Below are 15,295 nucleotides of genomic sequence, written 5' to 3'. Positions count from 1 at the left end.
GCTCGACATGGCCGAATCCGACCTCACGGTTGTTGCAACGACGGGCAAGAAGGCGCGAAGCACCGGTACGCCGTCCGGCTGGCGATGTGTCGGTTATGCTCTGATAAAGATGGCGATGCGGTCAGGGCTTGCTAAACGCGAGGTATTGTTCGAGCAGATCGGCACGTTGGCTGACAGCGCGCGCCTCGTTCTCGACCTGTTGCTGATTGCCCATCGGCCCGAGTTCGTCGAAGATCGACGCTTCGAATGCGCCGTCCTTCTGCTGCAGTTGAAGCCACGCCCGCTGCGCCTCCACCATCCGACCGCGGCGATCACCCTGCAGGTTCCCGATTAGCTCCTGATAGACCTTATTCAAGCGCCTATCCTGACGGCTACGTTCAGCGGTAAGGCATTCGATACTAGCAATGTTCTGCGACCCGGCGCGCGCCATGCATGCGGCGAAGGTCGCGCTCAGCCCGCTAGGCGCACCGTTGCCGTCATCCGCCGTTGCCAGCGCGCTCGCGCTGGCAACGCGCACGGATCGGGCCTGTTTGGAAAAACCTTGCCGACACGATTGCGCTTGGGCGGTATCGAAAATGCCGAACGCCAGCACAAGGCTCGCTGCAAGATAGATTTTCATGCGGAACGTCTCGAGTCTAGCCTCCCAGAACATTCCGCAGATTACATTGCGAGCTGGGGCGCGTGGCTCGTCTGGCGTCGGAATGTCATCAGAAGCGCGCCAGATTGATCGACCTCGGCCGGCTAGGTCGGATGGACGGCCCCTCTCACTTACAACGATAAAGCCGTATCGCCGGTCCAGACGCGGGCTCGAGGCGTAGCCATTCGATGACCTGCCCGTCGTTCGACAGAGTGAACTGCTCCAGCGAATCCCATTCTCTTTCGCCGTTGGATATATGCGCGCTCACTGAAATCTGCCGGGGATTGTCGCGCACCTGAATGATGCTGGTGACGGCAAATGCGCCTTCCCCCTGGCGCAAGCCGTTGGCGTCGATCGACAGGATCGCGGAGGAGAGGATCGCGGAGAATCCACTGGCCCGGCAATCGGCGGCGACATGTGCCCAACGGCCCTGGAAGCCCTGCGGAAACTCACGGAAGGGGCGCCCTTGACGGCTGCTTATCCCGTCAGCGTTGGCGATGGTGGCACCATACTCGACGACCTGCTCGAGATCGGCGTCTCGACCCTGCGATCGCGCCCGCGCGGCATCAGCGACCGAAATGACCAAGGTCAGAGTCAAGGCTAGGACAAGATGCGTCAGATCAAAGCCAAACATCTGTGGGAGGCCTCGCTGGCGCCAAGGTCGCTACTCGGTTCCACCGCAACGAAGTGATGCCTGTCGCTCATGGAATAGCGCCTGATCGAAGACCCGAACGGGATGCAAAAATAAATGCCGCGCCGATCGAAACCGCCAGCCACCCGGTCAGCATCAGCATTTCTTGTTTGCGCGAGAAATCCGGCACGACCCCTCTATCGCCATTCGGATCATGTGTTAGGCCCGCCCATTGTAGCAGTCTGGCCAAACGGCTGTTCGAGAGCCCGGCCTTTTCGAGCGCCCAAAGCAGAATGCCAGCAATCGCCAATCTCAGCAGGTGTCGGAATATTTGGCCAATTCCGCTGAAAAAGACGCCAGTGCTTCCGGCGGTCGCGGCAGCAATACCAACCCAGAAAAACCACCATCGCAGCGGGGATTCAGCGGAATTTACGAGTGCAAGCCGCGCTGCGGTCAGCGTGAGAACAAAAGAGCCTATGACGAGCATCCAGATTTTCATCGGTCTGCATGAACCTTCTATCTTCAAAGCGCTGCTATCTCAAAATCATCAGTACCATCGCGACCCGTCGGCAACCATCATTAAAGACGTACCGGTACCTCTCGGCGAGCGCCCTCGCCGCGCGCTCTCCGGCCGGGTCCTTGTCTTGCGCGATGTAAAGGCGGCTCAGGCCGTTCGGAATGCGCATGGCGAAGATTCGCCGCCGAAAGCGCTGCAGCCGTCGGCATGGTGGAAGGGCCGGAACGAAGCGACAACACGGTCCCAACGCCTTCGCCGACGGCCATAACCTCGCCCGGCGCGCCAAATCGGACGGTGTGGCCGTACAGAGTTCGCCCATGGCCTTTCGCGGCCGCTGGCGCGCGCGCCGATCCTCCCGGCGCGCATGGTCGGAAATCAGCGGCGCCTTCCCCTGCAGGACGTGCTCGCCTACAAGGCCGATAATCGCGCCAGGCGCCACGCAGCGCTGGCGGAACTCGCCGAGCACGATCAAAACCTCGGTCTGGAATGAACGAAACGGCGACAGTCGTCGCCTTTCTCGACGCCAGCGCCGCCTCGCAACGGTCCTCGTCCGCCTGCGGAAGAAATGCGACGGCGCGCCCGAACGCGAGCGGCGTCTCATGAACGCGTTCGGGATGTTTCATCAGCAGGAAGCCGAGATCCGTCGCAGGCCTGTGCGTCGTGGCAATTAAAAGGAACACGGGAGATTACTCTTGGACGATAATGTTTCTGCGCATCGCAGATAAAGGCTTTTTGCGTGAGGCGCCAGGTCGCCCCGACCGGGGGAAAGCCGCGCCAGTCAAAAAACAGATCGCCCGAGGCTAATCTGTATCGTCTGTCGCGGTAGCCGGACACAAATCTTCGACCTTATCGAACTCGCTCTCTCCGTCTGTAAGGTCCGAATCGCCTGTGTCCCACGCACGATCCAGAAGCGCGTCGGCCTCGATCGCGCCCTCGTCTTGGACACGCTCGATTTCGGGGAGGTCGCGCAGCGACGCGAGCCCGAACGCCTCCAGAAACCTCCCCGTGGTCACCCAGGCGAGACGCAGCCGGCGGTCAGCCATGTTGAGGTTGAGGCTTTCGGCATGCTTCGCCTCGACGCCTTCCGTCCGGCCCCAGACCTGTGACGATAAGGTCTTGGTCAGGCTCTCTGGAAGACCGAGGGCCTTGCCGACGTCGCGCAGCACGCCCTTGCCGCGATAACGAATCACGGTCGAGCAGAGCGCAACGGCCAGACGGAAGGACAAATTAATCGTTTGAAAGCGCTCAAATGAACGATGTAGGGTCGAGCGGGGCCAGAACTCCTCCGCGCGCGCCTGCTTCCTGTGTAGTGACCTTTGCAACAGGAAGTGAGGAAGATCCAAATTAACTGCAGCAAAGTGCGTGAACCACGCGTTCTTACAATTTCGTGCGCCGTGACACACTCGGCTTCCAGTCCATCGACAGGTATTTCATTGAGCGATCCTTGCTTTCGAGCGCTATGATCAAAGGCGTCGAGAGAGCGCGACGAGCCGTCTCGGCGGCTTCTGCGTCCCCGCGAGCGATTGCATCGACGATAGCTTCGTGGAGGTCCAAGCTTGGCATCGGCAGATCGCGTTGGCTCAGCGCAAACAGCATATAGGCGCGCATCGTGGGGGAAAAGTACCGATAGAGTTCGGCAAGAACAGCGTTGCTAGACATGCGCGCAATCGCCCCGTGAAATTCGATGTCGGCGTCTACGAATGTTGCCCGATCCGTGTGATCCTGCTCCTCACCGCGCTGCTTTAGCAGAAGCCTCAACAGCGCTATATCCTCCTCCGAACGGTGATGCGCAGCCAACCGGGCAGAGTTCGTTTCGAACATGGCGCGTAGTTCGAAATGCTCCCGTAGGCTAGCTCCTCTGATATGACGCATGATTTCCGCAGGCTCGATATTCGATCGGACATAGGTCCCATCGCCCTGACGGACTTCGAGTAGTTGGGTGTAAGAGAGGGCGCGAATAGCTTCGCGGACGGTGTTTCGACCGACACGAAGCCTCTCCGCTAGCACATCCTCCTTCGGAATTTTCTCACCAACCTGCCAGACGCCGCCCTCAATTTGAGCGCGGATCAAGTCGATGGTCGAATCAACGAGCGAGCGCCGGGGCACCTGCGAAAGCGTGGTGGGCCTGGTCGGTTTCATAGCAGCAAAAGCATGAAGTTAACGGGGCTCCCGGACGCCAGGGGATGGCGACCATCTCTCGGACTGGGTTCTTTTATCATCAAAAATCGGGTGAGGGCGAGGTTTATCCACTGAACCTTGACATGCCTCAGCAATTAAACATAGGATGATTGGATGATAGGGTGAAAACGTAACGGACGAAGCCGGATCCGTCGGCGGTTCGGGCGTGTTAGCGCCGCTCGAATGCGGCGAAAACCGAATGGGAGAAGAGACGCGCATGTCGTCCTCGAATGAATCAAACCTGCTCACCGGCCACATCGGCGAAGAAGAAGGATTTCTTGCCGTGATTTGTCCTAATGTCGCGACCTCGACAAAATCGTCGATCGCCGGACGCGTTGAGCTGATCCAGAGCGACGCCCTCGCCTTTGGAGGCAGCCTAATGCAAGCGTCGACATCGTCGCTGCGAACTAGGTGATCCGTGATTTCGTGAATGACTACGGCGAGCAAGTTTTCGCCGAGATTCAACGCGTGCTCGCGGCAAGTGTTCTGTTCACGACCAACAAGCATTGAGGGGCGTTTCGCCCGCCGAGACGGCGCTTTCGGTGACGGTCCGAAGGCGGCCGCGATGCCGCCATGCCGTCGAAACCGACCCTGCGATACGATCTAACATCGCGAAGTGAACTATCGGCTTAGGGTTCGAAGACAAAAAGCAACTGAAGGAGGAAGTTTTGGGCGCCATTCTAGAACTCACAAGTTATGCCGCCACACCAGTAGGCATGATCGCGATCATCGTTATCGGGGTGGCCGCATATTTTGCGGCTCGTTGGGTGTTTAGCGACTAAGAAGAGCGCTATTCGGCAGCGAGACACTTAGGGCGTTGGTTCAATCGCCTAGCAAAGAAAATTAAGGGGAATTTCCACATGAGGAAATACGCCATCGTGTCGGGGACGGCATTCGCCGTCGTCATGATTAGTAGCTCGGCTTACGCAGTTTGCGACGTTCACAAGGCCAACGAAGACAAGCAAGCCAAATGCGTGGAGAAGTGCGAAGACTCCTTCTTAGAAAGGAAGATGCACTATGGCTCCGATATCAACCAGGTTTACGCAGATAAGAAGGCCTGCGATGCAGCCTGCAACTGTCCGCAAAACACTGAAGAGCGGAAGTGATAATTAGGCGTGACGGCCGGATCTCTTCGAGTCCAGCCCCCTTTGGTCGACGGTTCGACCGTTGCGCCGCAATTTATGGGAGCGAAACAGATGATCAAGCCTGCTTTTACCACGGCCGCCGCCGTCATAGCGTTCAGCGCGTCGGCTTACGCCGCAGTCTTCAGCGTCACGGAAATCTCGCCGTCCGGCATCAAGCGCGCCAACGGCACCTGGACGGTGTCGACGGAAGGCGACAAGGTCTTCGGCAAGGCGGAACTGCAGCTCGATAACGGCACGCCCGTCACCTACAAGATCGACGGCAAGGTCGAGGGCGGCGCCTATGTAATCAACCTCAGCGACCGCACCGACGGCAAGAAGGATTGCATCTGGACTGGCAAGGCGAACGAGTCCGGCAAGGTCTATGAAGGCCCGGTCGTTTGCGGCAGCGAGAAGTTTTCAGTCCGCGCTGGTGTCCAATAAGCTTTTTGCAAGCTGAATGATTCAAACGCCGGCCTGAGGCCGGCGTTTGAATTTTCTGGCTTAAAAGGTAAAGACATTCGCGCGCAGCTCGGCTAACGTCGTGGGTGGAGCGGACGCGCTGCTCTGGGGCGTCGAAACCCCTCACGAATGGCCTTTGCTGGCCGAACGGCGCCAACTCCTTGACCTATGGTCGGGGAGCCTGTGGCGTATGCACCAGGCTTTCCGAGCTAAAGGTCATGGGGCCGTTTTGTGACGGTTTCGAACTCCCCGATCACCAAGAGTCTAGAGAGAATCGTTTGCAAGGGCGCACCGCAGACAAATCCTCTCGGATGCGGGGAATGGCTTTCGCATGAGGGCTATCGGGAAGATTCTGGAGCAAGCGGCAGCCAACAACGCGTGAAGATCGGCGGTCTGCAAGCTGGCTTTCAACCAGCCTTTTTGTCGCAGATTTTGGAATTATTCAGATATCTGCTCTCTCTTGCTAAGAGGAAGAAAGGCTTTTCTACATTGGACATTCCCCGGATTTTCAACATCTCCGAAAGTGCTCACCGTATCCATAATCCGTTCACGGCCGACAAGTTCGCCACTCTCGGCGCAGCGTTGCGTTTGGAACCAGAAACCCGTGTTCTGGACCTCGGCAGCGGTTCAGGCGAGATGCTGTGCACTTGGGCACGCGACTATAGGATTAACGGCACTGGTATCGACATGAGCCAGTTGTTCACCAAGCAAGCGAAGCTGCGCGCCGAAGAACTCGGGGTCGCGGATCAAGTGGAGTTTATCCACGATGACGCTGCCGGCTATGTTGCTGACGAAAAGGCTGGAGTGGCGGCCTGTGTCGGCGCTACGTGGATCGGTGGGGGAGTCGCCGGCACCATCGAGCTTCTGGCCCAGAGCCTGCACCCCGGAGGGATTATCCTCATTGGCGAGCCGTATTGGCTGCGGTCGCCACCGACGGAGGAAATTGCGAAGGGATGCGGTGCCGGTGCGATCTCCGATTTTTTGACGCTTCCCGAGCTTGTCGCGTCTTTTGATGGCTTGGACTATGACGTTGTGGAAATGGTTCTGGCAAATCAGGACGGTTGGGACAGGTATGAGGCGGCTAAGTGGCTGACCATGCGCCGATGGCTGGAAACGAATCCCGACGACGACTTCGTGAAAGACGTTCGAGCCCGGCTGACGTCGGAACCCAAACGCTATGCTGCCTACACGCGCGAATACCTTGGCTGGGGCGTGTTCGCGCTGATGGCTCGGTGATGCCCAACATTGCCGTGTACTGTAAACTGATAGCGCTCGGCCAACCATCAACGCTTGTTGGGCTTAATCGGCTAGTGGAGTGAATCCAACGCTTGATGCCCACGCCTGACTGCGGCGATGATTTTGTCTGGATTGGCGGTCCATGTGAAGGGCTTGGGTTCGCCATTGTGCTCTTCGAGGAAGCGGTTGATTGCGGCCTGAAGGTCGGCGACCGAATGGAAGACGCCGCGTTTCAACCGTCGTTTCGTCAGCTTGACCATAGCGCACACGCGACGTTCGCCCCGTTTGTATGCCAGCAGCGCTCGGAGCAGCGCCTCACCGTCGATCCTGTCGGTCTTTGCCCGCCGGCGCAGTCTCGATGTCGTGATCGACGACGGATCGACGACGTAGCTTTCAATTCCTTCATTCTCCAACACACGGTGAATCCAGAATCCGTCTAATCCCGCTTCTTGAATGACTACGATCGGGAATGATTTCCCAGTTCGAGCCAAGGCTTTTCGCCTGATTTGCGAAAAGCGCGCCAGTAGGCCCCCGAGGTCCCCGGCGGATATGCCCTGCTTTGACATCTTCTCTCCGCCCCCCGGCGATAGCGACGTGATCAACCAGCTTGAACGACTGATACCAACCTGCGTTGATCAGAACCGATAGGCCCAGCGGCGCCGCCGTTCTCCGCGATCGCAGGCACAAATGCCGGGCCGCCCTCCGCCTGAGCCTTCCGGCGCGCCTCCCTTCGCCAGGTGAAGAGTTGCTGTGGCGTCGCGCCATGTCGACGCGCGACCTGAGAGACGACTGCGTCGGGAGCCAGCCACTCTTCGACCGCCAGCGCCTTCTCGTCCTCAGACCACCGGCAGCGCCCACCAGCTCCAGTGATCACCTCGATGCGCCGCAATCCGGAGTCGTTCGGCTCAATCAAAGTATTAAGTCTAGACACGAGCCTTATCTCCAAATCAGGGGATCAGATTCGTCGCTTTCATCTCGTATTTGAAGGTGGGACTGGGACAGCGCTTACCGACATTCGGCGCACCCTCTCGCGAACCTGGACCGTACAATGCAGTGGGAGGCGGAAAAGAGACTGGTACGTTCCGCCGCCCGCAAACAACTCGCCGACCTTGCGTAAAAGTCAGATCAGAGCGCTTGTAAGACCGTATGTCCGCTACTGCGACTGAGGAGGTTCCTCGAGGCGCTTGGGGTGCGTCAGAACGCTACTCTCACCGTGCCCATCGCCGTGAAAGGCGCTCCCGGGTAGATCGAAAGCCTCGGCGTCGAGAAGTTGTTGTCCGCGGATTCGAAATAGCGGGCATTAGCGAGATTGCGCAGATTGAGCTGAGCCGTCACGTCCTTGCCCATGATCTGCCACTTATAGGCAGCCATTGCGTCGAGTCGCACATAGCCGGGAAGCTGGAAGGTGCTCTGATCATCGCCCTGGCGGTTACCGACCACGAAAACGCCAAATCCGAGGCTGAGCCCGTCAAGCTGCGCAATTTCCTTCACGTCCCATTTAGCCCAGAAGCTCCCCTGATAGCGTGGAATGCCGATCAGGCGGCGGCCGAGGGTCGTCAGCGCCGGGTCCGGATTCGTGTCCTTGGTGACGCGCGCGTCCATGTAAGTAAAGCTGCTGATGAGGCTCAGATTGTCGAGGATCTTTCCGCTTGCGTCGAGTTCCACGCCCTTGCTGCGCGCGGCGCCGACCAGGACGAACGCGTTCGGGTCGGTCGGAGCCGCAGGGTCCCTCGCGGGAATATTGGTCTTCGTGAGTTCATAGAGCGCGAGCGAGGTCGTCAGCCGTCCGTCGAACCATTCCGCCTTCGCGCCGACCTCCACCTGCTCGCTTCTTCCAGGCGCAAACGGGCGATTGTATGCATCGGTTCCCACCGAAGCGTTCACATTCGGTCCGAACGCCTGCGTCCAGCTTCCGTAGACGCTCGCCCAGGGAACGGGCTGGAAAAGGAGCCCGACGCGCGGGCTGAACGCCGTGTCGGAGCGCGTGGGCGCAAAGAAATTGTATTGAAGATTAGCGGGTGCGAACGGGTTGCCTGTGAAGCCGGGATTTATGCTCAGGGGTTGAGAATAGATGTACGATTCCGCCAAATCCCCGGAACCACCCTTTGCTTGGCCCTGCCAGAACCAGTCGAAGCGGCCGCCGCCAAGGATATGCAGTTTCCCATCCAGAAGAGTAATGTGATCCTGAAAATACAGGCCTTCCTGATTGGAGATATTGACCTGTCGATCATTCAAGTAGCGAGGCCGATCAAATACGCGTTGCCAGTCGTAAAACCCTGTGGGGATCCACGTGTAGACATTGCTCACCCATGGATTGAACATATTGACTGTGAACAAGGGGTTAGTCGGAAAAAAACGCCCCTGATTGCCGTATAGTGAATAGACATGCTGATAATCGAAGCCGACCAGCGTGTCGTGATGAGTGTCACCCAGATCAAAATGCCCGAGTAGATCGAAATTCGTGCCGTAGACCTGCGAATCGTTCTGCTGACTGAAGGGTATTCTCAGAACGTTGCCGGTTGCGTCAATGCCGGCGTTACTGGAGTAGGCGTCATTGTGGTGAAGGAAGCTTGCCAGGAAGCGCTGCTTGAAGGTGAAGGTGTCGTTGAATCGGTGCGTGAGCTCCGATCCCGCATAGATGTTGCGGTTATTTGACAGCGGCGTGTGCGGCCCTGCAAAGTTGCGCGAGATCGGAACATCCGCCGGGCGCGTGGTATTGAAGGGATTGACAGTCAGGCCGAGATTCGGCCTGAAATCCTGGTCGTAATACTCCACATCCGCTACGAAGGTCGTATCGTCCGTCGGGCGCCAGGCGACGCTTGGATTGACGTGCACGCGTTCGATCCGGTCGAAGTCGCGAAATCCGCCGCTGTTCATATAACCGCCCGAGAAGCGATAAAGCACGGATCTATCCGCGGTCGCTGAATCGGCGAGGTCCCATTCCGTGAAATAGTTGTCGAACTGACCGAAGCGCTGCTGGATCATGTGGATCCGATCTACAACCGGGCGCTTCGTTACGAGATTGATCATTCCGCCTGGATCGCTGCGTCCGTAGAGCATCGCGTCCGGCCCCTTCATCACTTCGATTCTCTCGACGTTCGACGTGCCGAAATCCGTGAAGTTGGTCGGCGAAGTCGCCATCAAGCCATTTCGGAAGACGCGCGGCGTCAGGAAGCCGCGAATGCGATTGAAGGATGCGTTGCCGCCCTGAGACTGCGCCGTTTGCACGCCGCTGACGTTTTCGAGCGCGCCCTTGAGGTCCGTAATTTGTTGGTCGCGCAACACTTCGGCGGGCACGACTTTAACGGAGGCCGGCAGTTGGAGGTTTGGAATATTCATCTTCGTCGCGGTGGACGTCTCCTTTACGACATAGCTGTCCTGTCGACGCGGAATCCCCAGGAGCGGTGTGGCTGCGACAGATTGCGGCTGCGACGGCTGTGAGGCGCCGCGTTGCGAGCCGCCCGTTGACGTTTGCGCGCCGTGCGGCTTTCCCATCGTGCGTTGTGCCGAGCCGACGTCGATTGTCGGCAAATTCTGTTGCGCTCCGGCCATAGACGACGAGAACACGACAACGACCGCGCCGACGGAAACGCCGCGCAATAGAGCGTTGATGGACATAATAATCCCCTATGCGGCGCGAGCCGCATTCCTGATTGGATCTGAGAGCGGTGCAGTCTGGGTTGAACAGACGATCGGTTCAGAAAAACGCAGGAGGCGCGCGAGAGGACCAGCTGCTCGCCCAGCCTAAGGCGCGAGGATCGGAGCCGTTCAGAGCGGCGTAGACGATGAAAAAGTTCGTCGCTGATTTCAGATCATACGTTAAATCGAAAATGGCTTTCGTCGTATGCGAGATGAAGTCGTGCCCAACCGCATTGCATAAAATACAGCATTGAGCATGATTATGGTGGCGGTGAACCGGCGAGTCGTTGCCGCTATCCGTGTCGCAATATGCGTCATCAACGCTTGCGGCTATAATGCCTTCGCCAGCTAGGATTCTCGTATACTCGCCTGCGGATTGAGCGTTCGCGGCCAGTGCGAGAGTCCCGGCTGCAATTCTGAGCCACATCACGAAAAGGCGATCGGGCGCATGTTTCGCCAGCATCGCTCGGCGCGCGATAGGGGAAAGGGAAAGGCCGAACCGAGCGGCGAGCCGGCCCACGCCGCCCCAAAAACAGAATAGGCTCGCGTATCTCACTGTCTTTGCTGAATTTAGCAAACCGCTCATGCTAACCTGTTCGTGCTGGTTCAGTGGATTGTAGGAGACCGTATTGATAACGGACTTAACCTTTCGACAGCCTGTCAACGCGATTGCTGCTGTAAAGTTTCCGGCAATGTGGCAGTCTTGCCACAACGAGGCGGAAAGGGGCCAATCCGTCGAGAAAATGGCGGCGTCCAACATGAAAATCTTGCTGATCGAAGATGAAAGAGAGATGGCGCGCCTTGTTTCGGCGCTGGTTTCACATGCCGGCTTCAATGTCGACGTTGCTCCTTCCATGGACAGCGGATCGCAGGCCTTGCGGGAAAATTCCTATGACCTGCTGCTGCTGGACAGGAGACTGCCGGACGGCGACGGAACGTCGCTGATGAGAACGGCGCGAGAAATGCAGCCTGGCATTCGCGTTATCATGCTGACGGCGCTGGACGCGCTGGCCGACAAAGTATCCGGTCTCAATGCCGGGGCCGACGACTATCTGACAAAGCCGTTCCAGGGAGAGGAGCTTATTGCGCGTGTTCGAGCGTGCTTGCGGCGACCGGGCGGCGAGGCGCGTCCACCCGTCGTCGTCGGCTCGCTGTCATACGATCTTCGGACCGACGACGTGGCAGTCAATGGTTCGATAATCAGTCTTTCCCGGCGGGAATTGATGCTGCTGAGAGCGCTGGTGCAAAGAGTGAGCAGAGTGACGTCCAGAGAATCTCTGCTGACGGAAATCTATGGGTATCATGACGACGTCATGGCTGCGGCCCTCGATACGATTGTCTCGCGTCTCCGCCGAAGATTGTCGGAACTCGAGGCGCGCGTGGAAATTCATACGGTAAGAGGACGAGGCTATCTGCTTGCGGAGAAAGGACTGTGAGATCGCTTCCTCTTGCTCCGCGCGTGGTCGGATATCTGATCCTGGCTCAGTTGTTTGCATTCTTCTGCGGTTGGGTCATTTCGACCGCGCTTTCGATGGCGGGGATCGGCGTTTTTCCGTCGTCGTGGGATTCTTTGGCGATTGCGCGCGCACAACGACAGGCGATCGCATCGCTTAACGCCGACGAAGATGGAACGATCCGCATCGCGCCTACGCCAGAACTACAGGAGGAATTTCGACGTGCGCCTCAAATGCGCATCGCCGTATTCGACAAATTGAAGCACGCATTGCCGGGATCAGACTTGGTCCTCGTCTCGGTTCTTACTCCAGTCGTCGGAATCAGTCCGACGCATGTTCACTTTGCACTTCCGGACGACGACGGTTTCGCCCCCGAGGGTTTCATGGCGCCGATGAATACCCGATACGGACCATTGCATGTCGCGGTGCATGGGCAAAAGTTTCTATGGAAGGATTTGCTCGACGCCTGGGCGTTCGACATCAAAGTGTTGGCGGCTTACTTCACGATGGCGGTGGTTCTTTCGACGGCGACTGCGTGGTTCGCCGTGCGAAACGGCCTTCTGCCGCTGCGTCATGTAGCGCACGAGGCGTCTCTCATCGATATGGATACGCTCGGCAACCGGTTGACGTCGAGCGTCGTTCCCACCGAGGCGATGCCGCTTGTTCGAGCCATCAATCAAGCGCTCGAAAGGCTCGATATCGGAACGAGACGGCAGCGACTGTTCACCGCCAACGCCGCGCATGAATTGCGCACGCCGGTCGCGGTCCTTGCAGCGCGTCTCGATGCGCCACGCGAGGTGAACTTCGAAAATCATCTCCGGAGAGATGTTCAGCGAATCTCGCATATCATCCATCAGCTGCTCGCGGGAGCGCGCGCCGAAGAGCAGTCGCTGCCTCTGGACGAGATTGTCGATATTGGGGCATCCGTACGCGCAATGGTCGATGACGCGGCGCTTCTCGCCATTCGCGACGATCGTGAAATAGAATATCACGGCCCGTCTGAAGCGGTCCTTGTTCGCGGGAGCAAGAACGCGATCGAAGCTGTTGTCGCCAATTTGATAGATAACGCGCTCAATGCCGAGCCAGTGCATGGCGTCATTGCGGTTCGAGTGGACGAGAGTGCGACCATTGAAGTTATCGACCACGGTCCCGGAGTCGCGCCCGAAGATCGGCAATCGATTTTCGAACCGTTCTGGCGCAAGCGCGAAAGCTCGTCAGGCGCGGGGCTCGGCTTAGCAATCGCTCGGGAACTCATGACCAGGCAGGAAGGAAAGATTTGGGTTGAAGGCACTCCCGGGGGAGGGGCGACCTTTAAGGTATCGTTTCCGCTTGTCGTTGCGTGACGCAACTTGGTAATCGACGGTTGCAGTTTGTCATATAAATCTATGTTGTACTTTCGCTCCGTGCGAGCGCGGCGCCGTCTGTTGGCGGCCAAAGCAAATTGGAGTGCGTCAGCGACACCGTGGCTGAGCGGCTCACACCATAAGGCTTCCGTTTTTTCCGGGGATGAGTGCTTAATTATGCGATACGGTCAATGGTTGGATGTAGAGATTGTTCGGCGTTCCGCTCAGCGACGCTACGGGCCGCCACGATTCTGCGCCATTGCAATTCATCGATTTCGCGGCATAGTCTGGGCCGAGCGCCTTGCGGACGCGCTTGAGAGGTATGGAGGCCCCGATGACTAATGCAGTCGGTTCGATTGAAGCGCGGGAGAGACGGCGCGTTGATCACGCCGCCTTTTATCGCATGATCTGGCGCTGGCATTTCTACGCAGGGCTGTTCTGTCTGCCTTTCGTAACTATCCTCGCGCTGTCAGGCTCGGTCTATCTCTTCAAGCCGCAGATCGACGCTTATTTCGATCGGCCCTATACGCATATGACGCTGTCGGGCGCGCCACGCTCGCTCGACGATCAGGTCGAGACGGCGCTCGCCGCTGTTCCCGACTCGCGCATCAAGGGCCTCGAATTACGCGAAGACACCACCGACGCAGCGCGCGTTTCGGTGATGGACGAGACTGGCCGTGAGCAACGTGTTCTGGTGCGGCCTGACACGCTGGAAATTCTGGCGGTCCAGGACGAGAAATGGCGCCTTTCGTCGTTCATGCACGACATTCATGGTTCGATGCTGCTCGGCAAGCCCGGCGCGATCATGCTGGAGTTGGCCGGCGCCTGGGCAATCGTGATGATCATCACAGGGCTTTACATGTGGTGGCCGCGCGGCGGCGGGCTCGCCGGCCTGCTTTATCCGCGCGACGGGCGCCCGTTCCTGCGTGATCTGCATGCGGTGACCGGTTTCTATGTTTCCTTTTTCGCGCTGTTCCTTCTGGTCTCGGGATTGCCTTGGACGGTGGTCTGGGGCGAGGGATTCAAAATGGCGCGAGACGCGCCTTCCCAGCCACAGCAACAGGTCGACTGGACAACGGGGCCGGCGTCGGAGAAGGCGCAACGCATGGCGGAGTATAACAGCGCGCCGCGCGCCGCGGATGAGCATGCGGAGCATAGGGATCACGCCGGAATGAAGCATGACGCCGCTTCGAAGCGACTCGAAGGTTTTGACCGGGTCGCCCAGCTCGCGCGCCCCGAGCATCTGGCGGCGCCGGTCATTCTCACGCCGCCTTCGCCGAAAAATCCAAACTGGCAGGTGCGTTCGGCGACGCAAAACCGGCCACAACAGAAGACTTTGAGTTTCGATCCGACGAGTTTCGCTCTGGTGAACCGCGAGGATTTTTCGGGCAAAGCGATGATCGACAAAGTCGTCGGCGTCGGCATCGCCGCGCATGAAGGGCATTTGTTCGGCGTCGCGAACCAACTTCTCGGCCTCTTCACAGCGCTTTCCTTCCTGGCGCTCGTCGTCTCCTCGCTGCTGATGTGGCTGCGTCGCCGTCAAGCGGGCGCGCTCGGCGCACCGCCGGCGCTCGCCGAGCCGCCGCGTCTTGCGCCGGCGTTGGTGCTGCTAATTCTTCTTATCGGCCTGTTCTTGCCGACGCTCGGTGTGTCGCTTGTCGCAGTATTCTGCTTCGAAGCCGCCGCGAAGCGTTTTACGCCTGGCATAGCCGCCTGGCTGGGGCTAACGCCTCGTGCCGCTAGGTTGAACAGTCGAGATGGCTTGTGACCGGCGTTTTTGGCCCTCGGGCGGGGGATTACGCGCTCGCTCAGTTCCGGTCCGGGCCTTGTAATACATCCCATACATGAGGTTGCTGCTCTCCGGCGGCGGGAAAGATCCTATCGCTGGTAATTCGTTGGACGACGAATGCAGAGTAGCGATGACGATGTTTGCAGGATTTGTCTTGGGTGGCGAGCGCGCGAAAGTCGGGTTGGAAAGCGGGTGTGAATAGGCGTGGGAGAATGACACCACGAAGTTCATTCTCAACATTTTGATATTGTGCCTGGATTCGACGATGGAGAGGGGTCCCAATCGGCG

The 15,295-nt window shown here is 58.5% G+C and carries 16 protein-coding genes and 2 pseudogenes; 8 read left to right on the top strand and 10 right to left on the bottom strand.

The genetic code is table 11. The features are described from left to right. Positions 1-121: 121 nt before the first annotated feature. The 3 genes from MMG94_RS21540 to MMG94_RS21530 form a co-directional block, all read right to left on the bottom strand. Complete coding sequence (locus tag MMG94_RS21540; RefSeq protein WP_157212455.1) at positions 122-619, bottom strand: lysozyme inhibitor LprI family protein; 498 nt, start codon at positions 617-619, stop codon at positions 122-124. 145 nt (positions 620-764) lie between these two features. Continuing rightward, the gene (locus MMG94_RS21535; RefSeq protein ID WP_016921363.1) at positions 765-1,271 is read right to left on the bottom strand and encodes a hypothetical protein; all 507 of its coding nucleotides are present in this window, start codon (positions 1,269-1,271) and stop codon (positions 765-767) included. Positions 1,272-1,338: 67 nt separating this feature from the next. Continuing rightward, positions 1,339-1,767 carry a hypothetical protein gene (locus tag MMG94_RS21530; RefSeq protein ID WP_016921364.1) on the bottom strand — a complete coding sequence of 143 codons (429 nt, stop codon included), beginning with the start codon at positions 1,765-1,767 and terminating at the stop codon, positions 1,339-1,341. 382 nt (positions 1,768-2,149) lie between these two features. Here MMG94_RS21530 and MMG94_RS21525 point away from each other — a divergent pair, with 382 nt between their 5' ends. Next, positions 2,150-2,275, top strand: coding sequence for a hypothetical protein (locus MMG94_RS21525; protein ID WP_016921366.1), 126 nt, complete (start codon positions 2,150-2,152; stop codon positions 2,273-2,275). A gap of 310 nt (positions 2,276-2,585) precedes the next feature. Here MMG94_RS21525 and MMG94_RS22060 read toward each other — a convergent pair whose 3' ends face one another. Beyond that, the gene (locus MMG94_RS22060; protein WP_341870814.1) at positions 2,586-2,951 is read right to left on the bottom strand and encodes a hypothetical protein; all 366 of its coding nucleotides are present in this window, start codon (positions 2,949-2,951) and stop codon (positions 2,586-2,588) included. Between the two features lie 211 nt (positions 2,952-3,162). Then, complete coding sequence (locus MMG94_RS21510; RefSeq protein WP_016921369.1) at positions 3,163-3,924, bottom strand: FadR/GntR family transcriptional regulator; 762 nt, start codon at positions 3,922-3,924, stop codon at positions 3,163-3,165. Positions 3,925-4,180: 256 nt separating this feature from the next. Here MMG94_RS21510 and MMG94_RS21505 point away from each other — a divergent pair, with 256 nt between their 5' ends. The 4 genes from MMG94_RS21505 to MMG94_RS21490 all read left to right on the top strand — a co-directional run bounded on the left by MMG94_RS21505 (position 4,181) and on the right by MMG94_RS21490 (position 6,782). Beyond that, positions 4,181-4,378: a hypothetical protein gene (locus tag MMG94_RS21505; protein WP_154420462.1), complete on the top strand. Its 198-nt coding sequence runs from the start codon at positions 4,181-4,183 to the stop codon at positions 4,376-4,378. 445 nt (positions 4,379-4,823) lie between these two features. Next, positions 4,824-5,069, top strand: a complete 246-nt coding sequence (locus tag MMG94_RS21500) for a hypothetical protein (protein ID WP_016921372.1) — start codon at positions 4,824-4,826, stop codon at positions 5,067-5,069. A 90-nt stretch (positions 5,070-5,159) separates the two neighbouring features. After that, positions 5,160-5,528, top strand: a complete 369-nt coding sequence (locus tag MMG94_RS21495) for a hypothetical protein (protein WP_016921373.1) — start codon at positions 5,160-5,162, stop codon at positions 5,526-5,528. 507 nt (positions 5,529-6,035) lie between these two features. Then, complete coding sequence (locus tag MMG94_RS21490; RefSeq protein ID WP_026016470.1) at positions 6,036-6,782, top strand: SAM-dependent methyltransferase; 747 nt, start codon at positions 6,036-6,038, stop codon at positions 6,780-6,782. 71 nt (positions 6,783-6,853) lie between these two features. On the opposite strand, the pseudogene MMG94_RS21485 reads toward MMG94_RS21490, so the two are convergent. The 5 genes and pseudogenes from MMG94_RS21485 to MMG94_RS21470 form a co-directional block, all read right to left on the bottom strand. Then, a pseudogene (locus tag MMG94_RS21485) lies at positions 6,854-7,036 on the bottom strand (IS630 family transposase); the annotation flags it as partial. After that, a pseudogene (locus tag MMG94_RS21480) lies at positions 7,034-7,402 on the bottom strand (IS110 family transposase); the annotation flags it as partial. The pseudogenes MMG94_RS21485 and MMG94_RS21480, both read right to left, overlap by 3 nt. After that, positions 7,381-7,656: a transposase gene (locus MMG94_RS22265; RefSeq protein WP_244415481.1), complete on the bottom strand. Its 276-nt coding sequence runs from the start codon at positions 7,654-7,656 to the stop codon at positions 7,381-7,383. The gene MMG94_RS22265 and the pseudogene MMG94_RS21480, both read right to left, overlap by 22 nt. Positions 7,657-7,976: 320 nt before the next feature. Next, positions 7,977-10,400 (bottom strand): TonB-dependent siderophore receptor, encoded by a 2,424-nt coding sequence (locus tag MMG94_RS21475; protein WP_154420464.1) that lies wholly within the window; start codon positions 10,398-10,400, stop codon positions 7,977-7,979. Between the two features lie 79 nt (positions 10,401-10,479). Further along, complete coding sequence (locus tag MMG94_RS21470) at positions 10,480-11,181, bottom strand: hypothetical protein (protein WP_016921378.1); 702 nt, start codon at positions 11,179-11,181, stop codon at positions 10,480-10,482. Between MMG94_RS21470 and MMG94_RS21465 the strand changes: the two genes are divergently transcribed. The 3 genes from MMG94_RS21465 (at position 11,180) to MMG94_RS21455 (ending at position 14,986) form a co-directional block, all read left to right on the top strand. After that, positions 11,180-11,857 carry a response regulator transcription factor gene (locus MMG94_RS21465; RefSeq protein WP_016921379.1) on the top strand — a complete coding sequence of 226 codons (678 nt, stop codon included), beginning with the start codon at positions 11,180-11,182 and terminating at the stop codon, positions 11,855-11,857. The genes MMG94_RS21470 and MMG94_RS21465 overlap by 2 nt on opposite strands. Next, positions 11,854-13,218, top strand: coding sequence for a sensor histidine kinase (locus MMG94_RS21460; RefSeq protein WP_026016472.1), 1,365 nt, complete (start codon positions 11,854-11,856; stop codon positions 13,216-13,218). The genes MMG94_RS21465 and MMG94_RS21460 overlap by 4 nt, the downstream gene beginning before the upstream one ends. 334 nt (positions 13,219-13,552) lie before the next feature. Next, positions 13,553-14,986, top strand: a complete 1,434-nt coding sequence (locus MMG94_RS21455) for a PepSY-associated TM helix domain-containing protein (protein ID WP_154420466.1) — start codon at positions 13,553-13,555, stop codon at positions 14,984-14,986. Positions 14,987-15,295 lie beyond the last annotated feature (309 nt).

Source organism: Methylocystis parvus OBBP (assembly GCF_027571405.1).
Classification (GTDB): Bacteria; Pseudomonadota; Alphaproteobacteria; order Rhizobiales; family Beijerinckiaceae; genus Methylocystis; species Methylocystis parva.
Note: the sequence above shows the minus strand (reverse complement) of the source record. Positions and strands in the feature narration are given on the sequence as shown.